15 protein-coding genes are annotated in these 20,073 nt (G+C 43.4%); 13 read left to right on the forward strand and 2 right to left on the reverse strand.

What is annotated here, in order from left to right:
• Positions 1-18 precede the first annotated feature (18 nt).
• The 6 genes from QM738_RS07085 (at position 19) to QM738_RS07110 (ending at position 6,999) form a co-directional block, all read left to right on the forward strand.
• The gene (locus tag QM738_RS07085; protein ID WP_462275983.1) at positions 19-1,299 is read left to right on the forward strand and encodes a M16 family metallopeptidase; all 1,281 of its coding nucleotides are present in this window, start codon (positions 19-21) and stop codon (positions 1,297-1,299) included.
• 4 nt (positions 1,300-1,303) lie between these two features.
• Complete coding sequence (locus QM738_RS07090) at positions 1,304-1,672, forward strand: phage holin family protein (protein WP_462275984.1); 369 nt, start codon at positions 1,304-1,306, stop codon at positions 1,670-1,672.
• 203 nt (positions 1,673-1,875) lie between these two features.
• A complete protein-coding gene (locus QM738_RS07095; protein WP_462276703.1) occupies positions 1,876-3,882 on the forward strand; it encodes an alpha-ketoacid dehydrogenase subunit alpha/beta in 2,007 nt (668 codons plus the stop codon).
• A 111-nt stretch (positions 3,883-3,993) separates the two neighbouring features.
• Positions 3,994-4,563: a LemA family protein gene (locus QM738_RS07100; protein WP_462275985.1), complete on the forward strand. Its 570-nt coding sequence runs from the start codon at positions 3,994-3,996 to the stop codon at positions 4,561-4,563.
• Between the two features lie 66 nt (positions 4,564-4,629).
• A complete protein-coding gene (locus QM738_RS07105; protein WP_462275986.1) occupies positions 4,630-6,795 on the forward strand; it encodes a DUF2207 domain-containing protein in 2,166 nt (721 codons plus the stop codon).
• A 24-nt stretch (positions 6,796-6,819) separates the two neighbouring features.
• Positions 6,820-6,999: a hypothetical protein gene (locus QM738_RS07110; protein ID WP_462275987.1), complete on the forward strand. Its 180-nt coding sequence runs from the start codon at positions 6,820-6,822 to the stop codon at positions 6,997-6,999.
• A gap of 1 nt (position 7,000) precedes the next feature.
• Here the strand turns inward: QM738_RS07110 and QM738_RS07115 are convergent, their stop codons facing one another.
• The gene (locus QM738_RS07115) at positions 7,001-7,615 is read right to left on the reverse strand and encodes a phosphatase PAP2 family protein (RefSeq protein WP_462275988.1); all 615 of its coding nucleotides are present in this window, start codon (positions 7,613-7,615) and stop codon (positions 7,001-7,003) included.
• Positions 7,616-7,633: 18 nt separating this feature from the next.
• Positions 7,634-10,123 (reverse strand): TonB-dependent receptor domain-containing protein, encoded by a 2,490-nt coding sequence (locus QM738_RS07120; RefSeq protein WP_462275989.1) that lies wholly within the window; start codon positions 10,121-10,123, stop codon positions 7,634-7,636.
• A 126-nt stretch (positions 10,124-10,249) separates the two neighbouring features.
• On the opposite strand from QM738_RS07120, the gene QM738_RS07125 reads away from it, so the two are divergent.
• From QM738_RS07125 to QM738_RS07155, 7 genes are all read left to right on the forward strand, one after another.
• Positions 10,250-10,921, forward strand: a complete 672-nt coding sequence (locus tag QM738_RS07125; protein ID WP_462275990.1) for a response regulator transcription factor — start codon at positions 10,250-10,252, stop codon at positions 10,919-10,921.
• Positions 10,918-12,183, forward strand: a complete 1,266-nt coding sequence (locus QM738_RS07130; protein ID WP_462275991.1) for a sensor histidine kinase — start codon at positions 10,918-10,920, stop codon at positions 12,181-12,183. Before QM738_RS07125 ends, QM738_RS07130 begins: the two co-directional genes overlap by 4 nt.
• Before the next feature lie 78 nt (positions 12,184-12,261).
• Entirely contained in the window at positions 12,262-12,690 is a 429-nt protein-coding gene (locus tag QM738_RS07135) for a PepSY-like domain-containing protein (protein WP_462275992.1), read from the forward strand.
• Positions 12,691-12,724: 34 nt separating this feature from the next.
• Positions 12,725-13,723 carry a YncE family protein gene (locus QM738_RS07140; protein WP_462275993.1) on the forward strand — a complete coding sequence of 333 codons (999 nt, stop codon included), beginning with the start codon at positions 12,725-12,727 and terminating at the stop codon, positions 13,721-13,723.
• 12 nt (positions 13,724-13,735) lie between these two features.
• Positions 13,736-15,892 (forward strand): TonB-dependent receptor, encoded by a 2,157-nt coding sequence (locus QM738_RS07145; RefSeq protein ID WP_462275994.1) that lies wholly within the window; start codon positions 13,736-13,738, stop codon positions 15,890-15,892.
• Positions 15,893-16,106: 214 nt separating this feature from the next.
• The gene (locus tag QM738_RS07150; RefSeq protein WP_462275995.1) at positions 16,107-18,671 is read left to right on the forward strand and encodes a T9SS type A sorting domain-containing protein; all 2,565 of its coding nucleotides are present in this window, start codon (positions 16,107-16,109) and stop codon (positions 18,669-18,671) included.
• Between the two features lie 164 nt (positions 18,672-18,835).
• Positions 18,836-20,005, forward strand: coding sequence for a vWA domain-containing protein (locus tag QM738_RS07155; RefSeq protein ID WP_462275996.1), 1,170 nt, complete (start codon positions 18,836-18,838; stop codon positions 20,003-20,005).
• The last annotated feature ends 68 nt before the right edge of the window (positions 20,006-20,073 follow it).

The following is a 20,073-nucleotide window of genomic DNA, read 5'->3' on the forward strand; positions in this document are numbered from 1 at the left end:
AAGATATTATTACCACCCATGCTGAACAGAACAATAGCGCCGCCGATAAAAGATGCAATAGAGTTTGATCTTACTTTAAAACCTTATACTTTTTTTGAACTGGATAATGGAGTGCCCGTATATACACTCGATGCAGGCACACAGGAAGTATTTCAACTGGAGCTGGTTTTTTATGCCGGTAACTTTTTTGAAAAACAAAAAGCCGTTGCAGGCGCCACCAATTTTTTATTAAAGAACGGCACCAGTACCAAAACCGCTTTTGAAATAAACGAATCGTTTGAATATTACGGCGCCCACTGCAGCAGGGCCTGCTATAACGAAACATCTGTGATCAGTCTTTCATCGCTGAGCAAACACATGGATAAACTGTTGCCGGTAATTAAAGAAATGATAACCGATTCGGTTTTTTTAGAAGAAGAACTGGCAACTTATAAGCAGAACAGCAAACAAAGACTGAGTGTGAATTTAAAGAAAAGCGAATTTGTTGCTGCCCGTTTGATAGATGCTTATTTATACGGCGAAAAACATCCTTATGGCACTTATACCAATCCTGAAGATATTGACGCATTGAATACAGGTTTGCTGAAAGAATTTTACAAACAGTATTATTTAAACGGCAGCTGTGTGCTTTTTGTAAGCGGAAAATTACCTGCCGACCTGCAGCAGCAACTGAATACAAACTTTGGCGCACTTAGCTTAAAAGCACATACGGGATCCTTACCGGTAATTGAAATGGCTCCTGCAACAGAAAAAAAATATCGTATACAGAATGATACGGAAGGTGTGCAGGGCGCTATCAGGTTAGCAAGGCATTTCCCCGACCGTCATCATCCGGATTTTATGAAGGTGATGGTGCTGAATACCTTGTTTGGCGGCTATTTCGGCAGCAGGCTGATGAGCAATATACGCGAAGACAAAGGCTATACTTATGGCATACATAGTTATGTACAAAACCATTTGCAGCAAACGGCCTGGATGATAAGCACCGAAGCCGGTAAAGATGTAAGTGAAGCAACGGTGGAAGAAGTATATAAAGAAATGAAATTGCTAAGGGAAGAACTGGTGGATGAAGAAGAATTATTGCTGGTACGTAACTATTTGATCGGAACCATACTGGGCGACCTGGATGGGCCTTTCCAGTTAATGGGCCGCTGGAAGAATATTATCCTGAACGGGCTGGATGAAAAATATTTTTACGATTCCGTGAATACCATAAAAACCATTCCCGCAGAAGAAATAAGGGAACTGGCAAAAAAATACCTGAATCCGGAGGATTTTTACGAACTAATTGTAATTTAGGAATATGAAAAAATGGCTGATCAAAATACTGGTGTGTGCGGTGAATGTTTTTATACTGGCCTATATTTTACCGGGTATAGAGATCAAGGATATGTTCACTGCACTGATAGTAGCAGTGGTATTATCCTTCCTGGATGCATTTATTAAACCATTGCTGGTGCTGCTTACCTTGCCGGCAACCATCATTACGCTGGGTTTATTCCTGTTTGTAATAAACGCCTGTATTATTCTGATCGACGATCATTTTGTGGGTGGCTTTAAAGTGGAAAGTTTCTGGCACGCTTTATTATTCAGCATACTGCTTTCATTCTTCAACTCGCTGGTGCATAAAAAAGCATTTCCCGAAGAGGAAAAAAGATCATCCGGGTATTAAGGCAGGTCCCGCAGATGACGCGGATTGCGCTGATTTTTTTTTTGAATGTAGCCATTTAAATTAGGTCTCTACATTAACCATTTTCTGATTTTTTCTGCGAACTCCGCGTAATCTGCGGGGATAATCCCTGTTTTAAAATATCCTCTATGAAATCTGCGTCATCTGCGGGCACATCTTTACATTTGTGTTACTCAAACAACGATATGCAGTTCGATAAAAAAGACCTCTCCAATACACAGCTCATACAGTTTTACCGCTCTATTCTTTTACCAAGAATGATAGAAGAAAAAATGCTGGTATTGCTGCGCCAGGGAAAAATTTCCAAATGGTTCAGTGGTATTGGCCAGGAAGCTATTGCCGCAGGTGCAACACTTGCGTTACAGCAGGATGAATGGATAATGCCGCTGCATCGCAACCTGGGTGTGTTCACTAATCGTAATATGCCATTACACAAACTGTTCATGCAATGGCAGGGCAATAAAGAAGGTTATAGTAAAGGACGTGAAAGAAGTTTTCATTTTGGTAATAAGGAACATCATATCTGTGGCATGATCTCTCACCTGGGCCCGCAACTGGCTATTGCTGATGGTGTGGCGCTGGCGCATAAATTAAAAGGGGAAAATAAAGTATCGCTGGCCTTCAGTGGCGATGGCGGCACCAGCGAAGGTGATTTTCATGAAGCGCTGAATACAGCTGCGGTATGGGACCTGCCCGTGATATTTATTATTGAGAACAACGGTTATGGATTAAGCACACCGGTAAATGAACAATACCGCTGCTTCAGCCTGGTGGATAAAGCCAAAGGATACGGCATGGAAGGTGTACGCATTGATGGTAATAACCTGCTGGAAGTGTATGATACGATCAAAGGCATAAGAGAATATTGCATCACCAATCAAAAACCTTACCTGGTGGAATGTATGACCTTTCGTATGCGGGGACACGAAGAAGCCAGTGGCGTAAAATATGTACCACCCGAACTGTTTGAATTGTGGGCCAAAAAAGACCCGGTAAAAAACTATGAGGAATATCTTGTAAGCGAAAACATTTTAACAGCAGCCGATATAGAAAGTATTCAACAGGAAATAAAAGCACATATTGAAAGCGAATTACAAATAGCCTACAACGCAGCGCCGATGGAAGTGGATACGGAAGAGGAGGTGGAAGATGTCTATAAGTTACGGGCTACGGGTTATGAATCGTTGTTGATTGAAAACAAACAATCAACAAACCCGCAACCCGTAACTCATGAACGGCGATTTATCGACGGTATCAAAGAAGCCCTCTACCAATCCATGCAGCAACACCCTAACCTGGTACTGATGGGCCAGGATATTGCAGAATACGGTGGGGCATTTAAAATAACCGAAGGTTTTGTACAGGAGTTTGGCAAAGCAAGGGTACGCAACACGCCTTTGTGCGAAAGCGCAATTGTGGGCGCCGCATTGGGCTTAAGCCTGGAAGGATATAAAAGTATGATGGAAATGCAGTTCGCTGATTTTGTAACGGTAGGCTTTAACCAGATCATTAATAATCTTGCAAAAATTCATTACCGCTGGGGACAGCATGCGGATGTGGTGATACGCATGCCAACCGGTGGCGGTGTGGGTGCGGGGCCTTTTCATAGCCAGAGTAACGAAGCGTGGTTTGTGCATACGCCGGGATTGAAAGTAGTGTATCCCTCTACACCGATGGATGCAAAAGGATTATTGATCGCTGCTATCAACGATCCCAATCCTGTTTTATACTTTGAACATAAAGCATTGTATCGTAGTGTAAGCGGTACCGTACCGGACGAGTATTATGAAATCGAAATAGGCAAGGCGAGAACGGTGCAGCATGGCGATGATATCACCATCATTAGCTATGGCGCTGCCGTGCATTGGGCGCTCGATTTTGCTCATAAAAATAAAGACATCAGTATCGAGCTGCTGGACCTGCGTACCTTATTGCCCCTGGATTATGAAGCAATTGAAGAAGCAGTGGCAGCAACGGGAAAAGTATTGATACTGCACGAAGACACATTAACCGGCGGCATTGGCGGCGAAGTGGCAGCATGGATAGCCGAGCATTGTTTTAAGTACTTAGATGCCCCGGTGATGCGTTGTGCCAGCCTGGATACGCCGATCCCCTTCAACCTGGAACTGGAAAAGAATTTTATGGCTTATTCAAGGCTGGAAGATGCGGTATATAAATTACTGAGTTATTAAGCGATTGCCGTTCGCTCATCCAAAAGGGTTGCCCGCTAATTGCGTATTTGGTTTTTAAGAATTAAACTTTATTTTCACTCATTATTTATTTCTTCAACCAACAATTACATTATGTCTGTTTCAACCATTCTTTTGATCGCAATCGGCGTGGGCGTACTGCTGGTTATTTTTGGTCTTATCAGTATTTATAACGAACTGTCTAAAGAACGCATTCTTACACAAGAGGGCTCCAGTGGTGTTGGCACCTGCCTGCAGCAGCGCAACGATCTTATACCCAACCTGGTTGAAACAGTAAAAGGTTATGCCGGTCATGAAAACAAAACGCTTACAGAAGTAACCAAATGGCGCAACCAGAGCGCTGCCGCAACAACTGTGGAAGAACAGAATACTGCTTCAAAAGGATTGAGCCAGGCATTGATCAATATGTTATCAATAACAGAATCGTACCCGCAACTGAAAGCAGATACACAGTTCCAGCAACTTTCTGCCGAGCTGGGCCGCCTGGAAGAAAAGATCAATGATGCCCGCCGCTATTATAATGGTACAGTGAGGGAATACAACCAGAGTCTTGCGGTATTTCCTAAAAATATAGTGGGCAACAGCTTTGGATTTAAGCCTGCTGTGTTCTTTGCAGAAGATGAAGCCGCAAGAGTGGCGCCCAAAGTAAATTTCAATAATTAAGCCGGTAATATTTTTTAACTGCTGAAAAGCCGGCGCCTCCTTATGCGTAAGAGTTTAATAATTTGGATGCTTTGCATATTTGTTTTTGCTGCCAATGCACAAAAGACAAAACCGCCTGTATATTTTTATACGCAGGCGGCGGAGCAGTATTTGAGCGATGTGGAAACGGATTCCCTTTTATACAACACTGTAGAACAACTGTTTGCCAATCACCTGGTGCCGCACGAACTTTTTGAACAGAAGTATCCTTATGTAAAAGCGATCGTGATCTCTTTAAGTAAGAACGGCATTACACAATCTTTTAAAACGGCCGACCTGCAGGTTAAAAAAAATGCACCGAAAGGAACCCTGCTCTATGCTTCCTATAAATTGCTGTATGTAAACGCATTTACAAAAGAAATAAAAAGAACCTTTGAAACGAACCGGTTGCTGAAGCAGTATCTTACTGTTGATAACAGCGACCGCATTACTTTTTTCAACAGTACCGTACGCATACAAAAAAACGGGAAATTACTGGTAAAAGAAGAAATATCGGTGCATAACGGTAACGGGCAGACTAATCCATTGTATGGCAACAGTACCCTGAATACGGAGCCTAATAATGCCATTAAAAGAGGCATCATAAGAGCCTTCCCTGTATATTATACCAATCGTTATCATCTTTTCCAAAATACCACTTTTGAATTGAAAGAAGTGTTGAGAGATGGACAAAGAGAAAATTACCATACTGAAAATCATGAGAATGGTATTTTGGTGTACACCGGCAGCAGCGATGTGTATTTAAAAGAAGGCGACTATACTTATACGATCACTTACGAAACAGACCGGCAATTAAAATCATTAAAGGATTTTGATGAGCTGTACTGGAATGTAACCGGCAATGGCTGGTCATTCGCCATTGATTCTGCAAAATGTACCGTGATATTACCGGAGGGTACAAAAGCATTATCAAGTAAATGCTATACGGGCGAAGAGGGCCAAAGCGCTACGGATTGCAATATCATTGCCAGCACTATAGAAGGCAGCAACAGCATCGTGTTCAGGTCCACGAAATCACTGCCCCCTTTTAATGGCCTCACCATTGCCAGCTCTTGGCCTAAAGGAATAGTGAATAGTGTATCCCGCTGGCAGGAATTGAAAGCCTATATATGGGATAACAAAGGCGTTTTCTTTTTGCCCATTGCTGCATTGTTCAGTGCGATATTCTGTTTTATATTCTGGTTCAGGTATGGTCGTGATCCCCAAAAAGGAACCATCTACCCGCAGTTTCAACCACCTGCAGGATTTTCGCCTGCAGCACTCGGTTATATATTCAATCAAAAATTTGAAAAGCAATTAACCGCTGCAAGTATTGTGGATGCAGGTGTTAGAAATGTGATCAAAATAGATGTGGAGCGGGAAGGCTGGATCATAAAACACAATGCGTATAATATTATGGGCAGCGATAAAGACATTAAACCTGCCACCAGTAATTACGAAGCATTTGAAAGTGACATAGAAGGCCTTATCGGCACCAGTATAGAAAAAGGAACTTACAACAGTACACTTGCCGGTTTGAATACCACTATACAGCGCTACTGCGAGAGCAATTATAAAAACAAAGACGGCAGGGTTGAAAAAAGTTACCGCGGCTTTTTTGCGCTCAACAGTAAGTACACTGCGTTACCCATATTGGTTTGCCTGGTGGCTGCAGGCTGGGGCTTTTTTGGTGGTATAACCAAGGCCTTTATGATGAGGAATTTTTGGCAGGTAGGATATTTTATAATCGGAGCAATACTTTGTATCGTGGTGTTAAGAATATTTTCAAAACTATTAACCGCTTACAGTCCCGAAGGGCAACAGCTGCGGGATAAGATTGAAGGCTTCAGGATGTTTTTGGCAACGGCCGATGAAAAAAGGTTTGATATGATGAACCCGCCGGAAAGATCGCTGGAGCTGTACGAAAAATATTTACCCTTTGCCATTGCATTAGGTTGTGAAATTGCATGGGGGCAAAAGTTCAAAGACATCATCGATTCCGCATCACTCGATCCCGGCAGCAGTTCCTCATTTGCCCACAGCTTTACCAGCAGCAGCATGAGTAATGATATCGGCTCCTCATTTGCATCTTCTTTCAGTGGCGCTATTTCATCAGCAAGCACACCTCCTTCCAGTTCATCGGGTGGTGGTTCCTCTTTTGGTGGCGGCAGCAGCGGCGGTGGCGGTGGAGGAGGTGGTGGAGGCGGCTGGTAATTTGTATCACCCAACAACTATGCTATGTATAAAGAAATGCCTTTTGACGAATGGTACGCTATTGTAAAAAAGCAATATGCAGCCAACGGTCTTCAATTACCGGAAGATATTGAACTGATGGAGCTGGCGCACATGGAATGCAGGGCCGATGAAAAATCCATCGAGCAATTTATAAAGGAATCGATCGCAGAACAGAAAGGATAACTTAAAAAGAAGTTCGCTGCTGCACTGTTTTCTTTGCGGGGAATAATTTTTTATTCAGCCACTGGCTTAAATAGGCGCTGCCAATACCCACTGCTGCGCCGCCCAATACATCAGAAGGATAATGTACACCCAGGTACATTCTCGAGTAGCCTACACTGGTAGCCCATGCATAAGCCGGCACCACCACGTACCATTTTTTATATTGAATGGATAAACTGGCCGCTGTTGCAAATACCAGTGAAGTATGGCCTGATGGAAATGACCTGCCTGTAACTTCATGATAAGGAAAAATAACACCGGGATAAGTTTCTGCAGGGCGTTTGCGGTTGATCGCAGACTTCATGGATTCAGAAACCACCAGTTCAATAAAAATAGAACCGAAAATATTACGGGCCTTTTGCCTCAGCGAAACATCGTTCTTAATAATGCCTTCACTTAATATAAAAACGGGTACAGCCGCACTTACAAAATACGCGGAACCACTCATACCTTTCCAGTAATTGTTGTGTGGATCGGAAGGGTTGGCCGCTTTCAGCAGGTTGATATCCAGGTTTTGAGCATTGGATCTTACTGCTACCAGCAATAAAAAACAACAGTATATTTTTTTCAGGTTCATAGTAATGTTTTGGATGCCTTACAGGTTATCTGATGCACCGGCGTCTTTATTTTCTTCTTTCTTTTTCTTGAATTCCAGTTTACCAAACTTCCAGCTGAAATTGAGCGTAAACGAACGAAAGGGAATACTTCGTGTACTGTTAGTAGTGAAGTTGGGCCCAAACAAAATAGTACGCTGGTCAACATATTTACTCAACGGGTTGGTGGCGCCAAAAGCAAGGCTGCCTTTTTTATTCCAGAATTGTTTACGCAGTGCAATACTGTACGTGATCAAAGAAGGATATTTTCCCTGCGCCTCATTTCTTGCCGAACTGAAATTGCCAAAAAATTCCCCCGCCAGTGTATTGCTGAACTGGTAAGCGGTATTGATATTAAAACGGTAATTAAAACTGTTGGAATTATAACCGGGGTCAATAGCATTAATGGTATGCCTTTTAAAAGCAAACAGATTGGAACGCACCGTTAATTTTGAAGTGGGCCGGAGATCAACAAAAAAATTCATGCCCATATTGTTTTCTGTACCAATGTTCTGCCGGGTGCTTACTGCTACATTATTATACACAGAATCGCCGATCTTGATAGAAGGATAAAAAACAATAAAGGGTTGAATATCCTGTTCGTTCCTCCGGTAAAAAGCAGTGACCATAAATGAGCCGGCCTTTTCAAAATTATGGGTATAGCCCAGTTCAAAGCGGTGCCCTACTTCGGGTTTGAGATAAGGATTACCTGCAGACACATTTTTAGGATCCGTAGTATTGATAAATGGATTCAGGTCGCCATAGTCAGGCCTTTCAATGCGTTTGGAATAACTGAGTTTGATGGTCTCATTATCATTGATCTTCCTGGAAAAAAAGATAGAAGGAACTACTGTATTGTATCCATGTTTGCCCACCTGCTTTTGTGCATTGGAATAATAAGAATTGATCTCGGTACGCTCGTAACGGCTGCCAAGCTTTACGTCCAATATCTTGCCTAATGGAAAACTCAACTCACCATACAAAGCATATACATCCTGCTTATAATCCAGGTTGTTGGATAAAGCCGTATCATAAAAATATTTTTTATCAAGGGTCTTATAACTGTAAATGCCGGCATCACTGATCACTTCGGTACGATTGATCTTACCACCCACACCCAGTATCATATCACCGGTTAAAGGTTGTGTATAATCCACCTGCAATTCTTTTTCTTTTTGCTCACCGGGGTTAGCACTGTTAATGCCATACACCAACGAATCTAAAGGAAGCTGCCGCTGGTAATTTTCAGCAAGCGTTTTGTTATGCTCATAACTGGAGTTGACGGAAATTTCCAACTCCTGGTCTTCTTTGGCAAAAGTTCTTCTGTAACTAAGATTTACATCTGTATTGTACGACTTGTTACTGCTGCTGGTATTATTAGCTGCAGCAATGCTGGAAAGAAGAGCGCCATTGACTGCATCATTAATGGTTTGCAACTGGCTGCTGCTGCCGATACCACCACTGTAAGAACTGCCATAACGGAATGAACCGGTAAAATTATTATTCTTTTTATAGGTCCAGTCAAAGCCGGCGCCCGATTCAGAACCATGTCTTTTATATCGGCTGCTGCCATCCTGCAATAAGGATAAATTCTTTTTAGCTGCAGTATCAGCAGATGATCGTTGCGAAGTATTATAGATGGAAGTAGTAAGCCTTGCATTGCCACTTACAAATGCATTAAAACCCAGCTCACCTTTCCGTGCATTAAAATTGAGCGAACCATTTTCGTTGAGCGAACCGGCAGTTAAAGAAATATTTCCATTGATACCCTTTACCTTGCTTTGTTTTAAAATAATATTGATGATACCACCCAAACCCTGTGCATCGTATTTGGCACCGGGATTGGTGATCACTTCAATACTTTTTACCTGGCTGGCGGGAATGGATTGCAAAACATCTGTAACATTACTGCCAAAAGCAGTGGAAGGTTTACCGTTAATTAAAAAGCGGATACTGCTGGTGCCCGCCAGTTCCACATTGCCATCCACATCTACATTTACCTGCGGCACTTTTTTAAGAATATCAGTAGCAGCGCCGCCCTGGCTGGTCAGGTCTTTTTCTGCATTAAAAACCATTTTATCGATCTTGTTCTCTATCAAACCGGCAGAAGAAGTTACCGTAACCGCCTGCATGGTAACCGGATTTTTGAATAGCAGAATATCCGGCAGGTTAATGGCCGCCGCTTTTTTGCCCACCGCAATATTATTGATGGTGTAACTGCGGTAACCAATAAATTCAGCCACTATTTTATAGCTGCCACTATCGGTAGCAGTAACGGAAAAATGCCCTGCCGTATTGGTAACAGTTCCGTTTACAGGTTTTACATCCCCGTTTTTGTATAAACTGATGGTAACATATTCAACAGGTTTTTGAGAAAGAGAATCGATTATCCGGCCATTGATGGAGATACCGCCGCTTTTGGCACCCTTATCCTGCGCATACAGGCCGGTGGAAACAATTACTAATAAAATGACTAACAGGTACTTTTGCATGAGGGTCTTTAAAAGTTGCTGCAAACCTACTGGTTAAATCTGAAGAGAATCTGTTTAGCGGCTATTTTATCATTTACTACAGTTTCTCTTCAAAATTCATTTCGTATTTTACTGCAAATTTTACGCTTGAAGATACTGATCATAGAAGATGAAAAGGCGCTGAGCGAAAGCATTGCCACCTACTTAAAAGCACAGGATTATATTTGCGAAGTGGCCCCTGATTTTGCTACAGCCAGGGAAAAAACAGAATTGTACGATTACGATTGCATCTTACTGGATATAACCCTGCCCGGTGGTAACGGCCTGGCCATTTTAAAGGAACTGCGGGCAGATAATAAAACCGATGGCGTGCTCATTATTTCTGCAAAAAACTCCATTGATGATAAAGTGGACGGGCTTACACTGGGCGCCGATGATTACCTGGCCAAACCCTTTCATCTTTCCGAGCTGAGTGCAAGAATAGCCGCTATTATACGAAGAAAAAGATTTGATGGCAACAGTACAATACAATTTGGCAGTATCACGGTAGATGTGCAGGCAAAGACCGCCACGGTCAACAACAAAACATTAGACCTTACCAAAAAAGAATTTGAATTGCTGCTATATTTCATCAGTAATAAACGCAGGGTGATATCCAAAGATGCTATAGCACAACATTTATGGGGCGATGAAATGGAAGGCAACCTGGATTTTATTTATACGCATATTAAAAACCTGCGCAAAAAACTGCAGGAAGCCGGCGATGCCGATTACATAAAGTCGGTATACGGCATGGGTTACAAATTTACCGACGCATGAAGCTGATAGCAAAATACAACCGCGTAAATATTGCTGCAACGGTGCTGGTGCTGCTGGTAAGCGGGCTGGGTTATTATTTTATTTTAAAATCGGTGCTCATTCACCAGCTGGATAAAGACCTGAAAATAGAACAACAGGAAATAAAAGATTATGTAAAGACCAACAATAGTTTACCCGAAGCATCCAACTATAAAGATCTTAAGATCAGTTTTACGCCATCAGCCGAAGTAATTGAAAAAGCAAGCATCAAAAGCATCAGCATGTACAATGATGCAGAAGAAGAAATGATACCGAGCCGGCAACTCAGTTTTTCAATATTGGTAAAAGAAAATAATTACAAAGTATCCATCACAAAGTCGCAGCAGGAAACAGAAGACATGGTAGAGTTGATCGTAAAGATAACACTGGCCATAGTAGTGTTGTTGCTGCTGGTGCTCTTTATCATCAACAGGTTTGTATTGAACAAACTTTGGCATCCCTTTAATGATACACTACAAAAACTGCAGCAGTTCAATCTCAGCAATCGGAAGCATATGGAATTAAGCGGCAGCGATATCAACGAGTTCACACAACTCAACACAGCGGTGACCAGCATGAGTAACCGGGTGATAAAAGATTATGATGCTTTAAAAAGCTTTACCGAAAACGCTTCGCACGAAATTCAAACACCACTGGCCGTTGTAAACTCCAAACTGGAGTTACTGATGCAATCGGAGAATTTTACCGAAACACAAATGCAATATATCCAGTCCATACAGGGCGAAGTGAACCGGCTGTCGAAACTCAACCAATCCCTGCTGCTGCTAACCAAGATAGACAACCAGCAGTTTACCGGTAAAGAGGCGGTATCACTGGCAAAGATCATCAGTAACCAGTTGAGTAATTATGAAGAACTGGTGGCAGCCAAGCACATCACACTTACAAAAAACATCGATGATGCAGTACTGGTGTACATGAACGAAACCATGGCCGCCGTACTGGTAACCAATTTAATTACCAATGCCATCAAACATAATATTGAAAAAGGCAGTATCGATATTACGCTGAATGAACAGCAGCTGCAGATCAGCAATACAGGGCAGCCATTAAACACCGATCCACAGCAATTGTTTGAAAGATTTAAAAAAGACAAAGTGCAGTCGGAATCATTAGGCCTGGGGTTATCGATTGTAAAAAAGATCTGCGAACAATATAATTTTACCGCCACCTATCATTATGCCGGCAACCAGCATATAGTAACCATTCTTTTTACCGGTTCATAATTTAATAACATACAACTTCAAATTCGCTTCAGAATCGGTTTTTAGGTTTGCTTTTCATTCATCACAAAACCATATACAATGAAAAAGCTCATCCTTATTGCTGTATGCGTTGCAGGTATTGCAACCATGGCCAATGCACAAAAAATAGCCGCATCAAAAGTTCCGCAGGCTGTAAAAGAAGCTTTCGCAAAACAATATCCCGGTATTACAGCTAAATGGGAAAAAGAAGATGGTATGATAGAAGCCGGGTTTAAGCAAAATGGCAAAACGCTTTCTGTATTGTACAATACCGATGGCACTAAAATGGAAGTGGAAATGGATATTGCTGTAACTGAATTACCTGCAACGGTATTGAGTTATGTAAAAGAACATTACAAAGGCAAGACTATAAAAGAAGCTGCAAAGATCACCAAGACCGACGGCACCGTTAATTACGAAGCCGAAGTGAACAGTATGGATGTGATATTTGATGCTGCCGGTAAATTTTTAAAAGAAGTAAAAGATTAACATTCTTCCGCTTTAAACCAATAAAAAAACAGGAATGAAAAAACTAACACTTATTGTTATTGTTGCGCTCACTGCAATTATAACCAGGGCACAGCAGGGTTATCATGTTACCAACACTTTTCATATTGCCAGCGCCGGCGGCTGGGATTATCTTGCCGTTGGACCGATAAACGACTGGCTGTATGTAAGTCATGGCACGCAGGTGAATGTGCTGAATAAAAAAACGGGTGACTCTGTAGCAGTAATTGAGAACACCACCGGCGTACACGGTATTGCCTTTGATGTGGAGGAGAAAAAAGGCTTTACCAGCAATGGCCGCCTGAATAGCGTGACCGTGTTTGATATGAATACCAATAAAGTGCTGGCGCAGATCCCAACAGGGCAAAACCCCGATGCCATCATTTATGAAACCTATTCTAAAAAACTGGTCACCTGTAATGGACGCAGTAAAAATCTCAGCATCATCGACCCGGTAAATAATAAACTGCTGGACAGTGTGGATGTAGGCGGCAAACCCGAAACAGCCGTAAGCGATGGCGAAGGAAAATTATATGTGAACATAGAAGATAAGAACGAGATAGTGGTGGTGGATACCAAAACATTTAAAGTATTGCAGCACTGGAGCATTGCCCCCGGCGATGGGCCTACAGGGCTGGCAATGGATAAAACCACCAAAAGATTATTTGCAGGCTGCGATAAATTACTGATAGTGCTGGATGCGGTAACAGGAAAGATCGTGGATAAAATAACTATCGGCGCAGATTGTGATGGTGTGGCATTTGATGCAGCAACAAAAAATATCTATACCGCCAACGGCGAAGGAACCATGACCGTAGTGCACGAAGAAAATGCAGGCAAGTTCACCATAGTAGAAACTGCCGTAACAAAAAAAGGCGCCCGTACTATTACACTCGATGCAGCATCGCACCAGCTGTACCTGCCTACCGCAGAGTTTGAACCCATGGAAGCAGGACAGAAAGGAAGACCTAAAATGAAACCCGGCACCTTCCAGGTTTTAGTGATCAGTAAATAAGCAATTTGTACCATGAAGATCGTAAGCACCATTATATTATTATTCCTGTCGGCAAACATTTTTGCGCAATACAACTTCAGTTGTTATGTAAAAGATGCCGACAGTAAAGAACTATTACAAAGCGTATCCGCAAAAATAGAGAACAGCATTAAAGCAATTGCATCCGATAAGGATGGCAAAGTAGTATTCCAGAATATTCCAGCAGGCACAATAAAGATCAACTTCTCGATGGCTGGCTATGAGAACCAGTCAGTAACATTTCAAATTCCTGCAAGCACAGTGGATACCGTGTTTTTAAAAAAAGCAGAAGTAAAAGAAGAGGAAGTGATCGTAACCTCGTCCCGTACCAACAGCCGCATTGAAGACCTGCCTACCAAAGTAGAAGTGCTGGGCAGTGAAGAAGTGGGAGAGGAAAATGGCATCAAGCCCGGTAATATCGCCAGCCTGCTGGGCGATGTGGCCGGTATACAGATTCAGCAAACATCGGCTACTACCGGTAACGCAGACGCGAGGATACAGGGCCTGCCCGGCAAATACTCACAGATATTACGGGATGGATTGCCACTGTTTGGCGGCTACAGCGGCAGCTTCAGCATATTACAGATACCACCGCTCGATCTGAAACAGATAGAGATCGTAAAAGGATCTGTTTCCACACTTTACGGTGGCGGTGCCATTGCGGGTATGCTGAACCTGGTTTCCAAATCGCCGCAACTGGGCAAACCGGAAAGAAGCATTACCATCAACCAGTCTACTTTAAAAGAAAGCAACCTGAACTTATTTTTAAGCAACCGTAATAAAAAAGCGGGTTACACATTATTTGCAGGCGGTACTTATCAACGGGCGGTGGATGTAAATAAAGACAATTACAGCGATGTACCTGATCTTAAGACCGTGTTCTTCCATCCAAGGTTATTCATTTATCCCAATCAAAAGCAAACCATTACGCTGGGGTATAACCTTATGTACGAAGACAGGAATGGGGGCGATATGCAGGTACTGCATCATACAGCAGATGCCAGTCACCAGTTCTTTATTCAAAACAAGTCAATAAGAAATACCATCGACGGGCAACTGGAAACAAAACTCAATACAACAGACAGGCTTACACTAAAAGGTACTACCAGCTTTTTTAACCGGGATATTACCAGCAATGTATTTGGGATGAAGGCAAACCAATTGTCGTATTATTCCGAACTGTCTTACTTTAAAAAACTACCGCACCACGACCTGGTGACCGGTATTAATTTTACCGGTGAGAACTTTACTAAAAAACAACCCGACTCCACACAGTTCAGCAATTACCGCTACAATACTGCAGGTGTATTTATACAGGATGACTGGAAACTGGCGCCCCGCTTTATTGCAGAAGCAGGCCTGCGTTGGGATCATCATAATGTATATGGCAATTTTGTTTTGCCCCGGCTTTCCTTATTGTATAAGATCAGCAATCACTTTACATCGAGGCTGGGCGGCGGATATGGTTACAAGATACCATCACAATTCTCCGGCGATGTGGATGAACGGGATTACATGAAGTATTATCCTGCAACCAATATTAAAGCCGAACGCTCCATAGGATTGAACTGGGATATCAATTATAAAACAGTAAGCAATGGCTGGCATCTTACCGTAAACCAGATGTTCTATATCACCAATATCAAAGACCCGCTGGTGGAAACGGTACTGCCTAATAGCATCTACACTTATTCCAGCGCTACTAAGCCGCTTGATACAAAAGGTTTTGAAACCTATATAGCCGCCACGCATGATGAACTGGAATTGTACTTTGGTTATACGTATACCGATGCCCGTCAGAAATATGATGCAACACATCCACATGTAAGCCTGAGCGCAAAAAATAAATTTGCCACAGTAATAGCCTACGAATTCTCAGAGCATTTTCGTGCAGGTGTGGAAGCATCCTATACCGGTAAACAATACCTGGATGATGGCAGCACCACGCAGGGCTATTTATTCGCAGCAGCAATGATGCGGTATGATATAAAAAATGTAGCCCTGGTATTGAACTGCGAGAATTTATTCGACTACCGGCAAACCCGTAAGGAATCGATCGTATCCGGCTCTCCTGTAAACCCGGTATTCAAACAATTATGGGCGCCAATTGATGGAAGGGTGATCAACCTTTCTGCAAGGATCAACTTCTGATCTGCAAGAAAGTAACATAATAATTAACCTTAATGCCTGTTTGTGATCTACGCAAACAGGCATTTTTGTAGTATATATACTACAAAATCCTTGGCTTTCAACAGGTAGTGGAAAAGTTATAGGTTAAAAGAGCGACGCCAATACATTACAGAAATATTATTTTTGTTACCTTTGCGTCGACAGTTTTCTACACCTTATAGTAATAAATCTACACATGTTTAAGCACACCTTACTTGTTGCGTCGGCAACACTATTTCTATTCCTGTATTCACTTCAATCAAAAGCACAGAGCTGTACTTTTTCCAATCAAACGGTAGCTGCCGCCAATACGGTATTAAATACCTATTATCCCGGCAGTGCAAGTATAGCTTCGGGTGCCACATCTATTACACTGAGTGCAGCAAGCGGTTCTACAACGCCTATTGCAATAGGGGATCTTGTACTTATAATACAAATGCAGGATGCAACACTTAATTCCACTAATACCACTTCTTATGGAGATGGTGTAGCAGGTGCGCCTGCTTCGGGCCTGCTTACATCCGCCGCGGGCACTTACGAATTTGCGCTGGCAACCAGCGCTGTTGCAGTTGCCGGGGGTACACTAACACTTTACAGTGGTACCACTAACGCCTACACGACCTCAGCTGCTACAGCCACCCAGGGAAAGTCAAGCTTCCAGGTGGTAAGGGTGGCACGTTTTAATAATCTTACTATTAATGCTGCCACCAGTATAATTGCAAGTGCATGGAATGGCACCAGTGGCGGTATAATTGCCCTGGACGTGAATGGTACTTTAAATATGAATACCACGGGTACGATCAGTGCAAATGCTGCTGGTTTTCGTGGTGGTGGCGGTCGCCAGTTGGGCGGCGGCGGTGGCGCCAATACAGATATACGCACCAATGCCACTGTAAATACCAATGGCGCAAAAGGCGAAGGTATCTGCGGTACACCAAGGTATGTTTTTAGCGGTACCGCCCTGGTAAACACAGCGGTGGAAGGCTATCCCAACGGAAGTAATGGTAACGGTGCGCCGGGCAATGCCGGCGGTGGCGCTACGGATGCTGACCCGGCAAATAACGACGAAAATGCCGGTGGTGGCGGTGGTGCCAATGGTGGCTCGGGTGGCCGCGGGGGAAGATCATGGAACAGCGCACAGAATATAGGTGGTTATGGTGGCGTAGCGCCGGGTTTTTTAGCAACCAGCCGCATCATTATGGGCGGCGGCGGCGGTGCAGGATCATCCAATGATGGTACCGGTGCATTGGCCAGTGGTTTAAGTTCCAGCGGTGGGTTAGGCGGCGGTATTATTTTTATAAAATTAGGTACAATGACCAACCCTGGTAGTATAAGCGCCAATGGCACTGCAGGCGGCAGCGTGGATAATGATGGTGGTGGTGGTGGTGGCGCCGGGGGAACAATTTATATCAGTGCAACAACAACAGCCTCTATAGCAACTTTAGTATTAAACGCAATAGGAGGCGGTGGTGGAAATGCTTGGGCAACACAGGCCGACGCAGGATCAGCAAATGACGGTAACCCGGAGCATGGTCCTGGCGGCGGTGGTGCCGGTGGTATGATCTATACCAATGCAGCTGTGGCAGCAGCCAGCTCTGTAGCCGGTGGTGCCAATGGTATCACCACTACATCCAACCTGGCATTCAGCGCCACTTCGGGTGGCGGTGGCGTAAAAAACCAGGCTGCAGCAGCCATCACATTACCTGCGCTGAGTGCGCCGGTTGCCGGCTCCGGCTCACCGGTATGTGTGGGCTCAACGCTTAACCTTACAGGCACACCAACAGTTACAGGTGCTACTTACGCATGGACAGGGCCTAACTCTTTCAGCAGTGCTTCACAAAATCCTTCCATAGCAAGTGTTACAGCAGCAGCAGCGGGTACATACAATCTTAATTACACATTGGGCAGCTGTGTAACCGCCACCGTTACTACAACTGTAGCGGTAACAGCAGCACCTACTACAGCCAATGCCGGTGCCGACCAACAGGCAAGTTACCTGTCTGGTCGTGCATACATGACAGGTAATACACCTACCGTAGGAACAGGTACCTGGTCGCAGGTAGGTGGTCCTGTTACAGCAACCATAGCATCACCCTCTTCGCCTACTACCGCAATAAGTGGTATGACAACCCCCGGTAATTACACATTCAGATGGACGATCAGCAACTCCCCTTGTGCATCCAGCACCGATGATATGGTCGTAAATGCTACCACTACTTTACCTGTTAAGTGGTTGCTGGTGCAGGCGCAATTGAATGTACAAAAACAGGCGGTGATCAGCTGGAGGGTGCAGGAGCAGAATATCGTGAACTATGAAGTGCAGCGTTCGGCCGATGGCATACACTTTACCGCATCCGGTACTGTGAACAGCAGTGGAGATGGCGAGCACAGTTATTCCTTTACAGAAAGCAGCGTGGCAACCGACCTGCAGTATTACCGCATTAAACAAACAGATAAGAATGGTAATATCAGCTACAGCGATATCTTAAAACTGCGCAATACCAGTGCTGCTGTGCTGTTCAGCGTATATCCTAACCCTGCTAAAACAACCGCCAGCATGAGCCTGGCTGTAACCAAAGCAGTAAAGGCAGAATACCGCATTACCGACGAAAGCGGAAGGCTGGTATTCCAGGATAATAAACAGTTTGCTGCAGGAACCACTGTTATTACTTTACCCATTGAAAAGCTTGCGGCAGGCGTCTATTACCTGCAGGTAACATCGGAAGCATTTGTGCTGAATGAGAAGATCATAAAACAATAAGTTTAAAATAACCAGGAGTGCTTTGCCTTTTTAAATAAGGGCAAAGCACTTTTTTATTTCGGGAAGTGCCAAAATGTAAAACTCACCAAGTCAAAACGCGGTTTCACCATGTAGGCCGGATCAGAACGGGCAGCAGCAGTAGTTTTATTAAAACTTTACTGACGGTGAAAACAAAACTTCCTCTATTAAGCCTGTTATTGCTGCTGGCGCTGGGCGCCGGGGCACAGATACAAGAAAACATTGTAGACTCGAACAATTTAAAAAAGCCCAAAATGCAGGTGGTATTTGCGCTGGACGCCACCGGCAGTATGAGCGGGCTGATACATGCCGCAAAAGATAAGATATGGAGCATAGTAAGCAGCCTTACCCAAACCCAAACCACACCCGATATTGAAGTGGGCCTGGTATTTTACCGCGACAGGGGCGATGCCTTTATAACAAAGCGTGTACAGCTTACCGATAGTATGGACATGGTATACAACGAGCTGATGAAGATAAGAGCAGAAGGCGGCGGCGACGGCCCCGAAAGTGTGAACCAGGGATTGAATGAAGCGGTGGAATTATTTAAATGGGACCAGGATACCAGTACTTACAAAGCTATTTTTTTAGTGGGCGATTTTGAACCGCACATGAATTATAAAAACGATGTACCCTATTACGAAAGCTGCAAAATTGCCAAAAGCCGCGACATTGTTTTAAACACCATATTGATGGGCAGTAATAAAAATGCAGAAAGAGTATGGCGGGAAATAGCCGCCTGCAACGAAGGGGCTTATGTAAATGTAGACATGAACGTGAATGATATCACAGTGGAAACGCCGTACGATTCAGCAATAGCCCTTATCAGCGATAAGCTGGATGATATGCGCTACTACTATGGCAGCACTGCTGCAAAAACGTATGCCAATACGTATAAAATAAAAAGCAAACAAACGGCATTGGTATCTAAAGTAAACGTAAAAGCACAAAGGGCCGAATACAACAGTTATTACAACCTTAAAAAAAGCAGTGTAAAGCAAAATGAATTGTTGGGCGACATTGCATCAAAAAACGTACGCCTTGATTCATTGAAACAGGAGGAACTGCCGGATGAATTTAAAAACCTCAGCAAAGACTCACTTGCCATTGTGATCAAACAAAAAACACTGTTACGCGACAGCCTGCAGAAAGAACTGAACGCCGTTATTGCCAAAAGGAACAGCTACGTGGAAGCCGAACTCTCCAAAAGAAATAAAACAGAAGTGGAGAACAGTTTTAACGGCATCATATTCTCCAAAATTCAGCAGCAGACACAAAAGAAGAAGATCGTACTGAAAGGCAAGGCGAAGTATTAGTGCACCGAAAATTCTTTTCGGTAGTGCATCGAAAATTCTTTTCGATAGTGTATCGAAATTTCATTTCG

This window comes from Ferruginibacter sp. (assembly GCF_049840995.1).
Classification (GTDB): Bacteria; Bacteroidota; Bacteroidia; order Chitinophagales; family Chitinophagaceae; genus Ferruginibacter.